Origin of the sequence: Pseudomonas sp. 2995-3, assembly GCF_002742565.1 — a bacterium.
GTDB lineage: Bacteria > Pseudomonadota > Gammaproteobacteria > Pseudomonadales > Pseudomonadaceae > Aquipseudomonas > Aquipseudomonas edaphica.
This window is the reverse complement of the sequence record NZ_LJSB01000045.1, coordinates 1-317: the sequence shown is the minus strand read 5'-3', so window position 1 is coordinate 317 and position 317 is coordinate 1. Positions and strand designations below refer to the sequence as shown.

1 rRNA gene is annotated in these 317 nt (G+C 54.6%); it reads left to right on the top strand.

What is annotated here, in order from left to right:
• Positions 1 to 317: ribosomal RNA gene (locus AOA62_RS01740) — 16S ribosomal RNA — on the top strand; the annotation flags it as partial.

Sequence of the window (317 nt, the reverse complement as noted above, 5' to 3'; positions counted from 1 at the left end):
GCAATGGGCGAAAGCCTGACGGTGCAACGCCGAGTGAACGATGAAGGTCTTCGGATTGTAAAGTTCTGTTGTTAGGGAAGAACAAGTGCCGTTCGAATAGGTCGGCACCTTGACGGTACCTAACCAGAAAGCCCCGGCTAACTACGTGCCAGCAGCCGCGGTAATACGTAGGGGGCAAGCGTTGTCCGGAATTATTGGGCGTAAAGCGCGCGCAGGCGGTCTCTTAAGTCTGATGTGAAAGCCCACGGCTCAACCGTGGAGGGTCATTGGAAACTGGGGGACTTGAGTGTAGGAGAGGAAAGTGGAATTCCACGTGT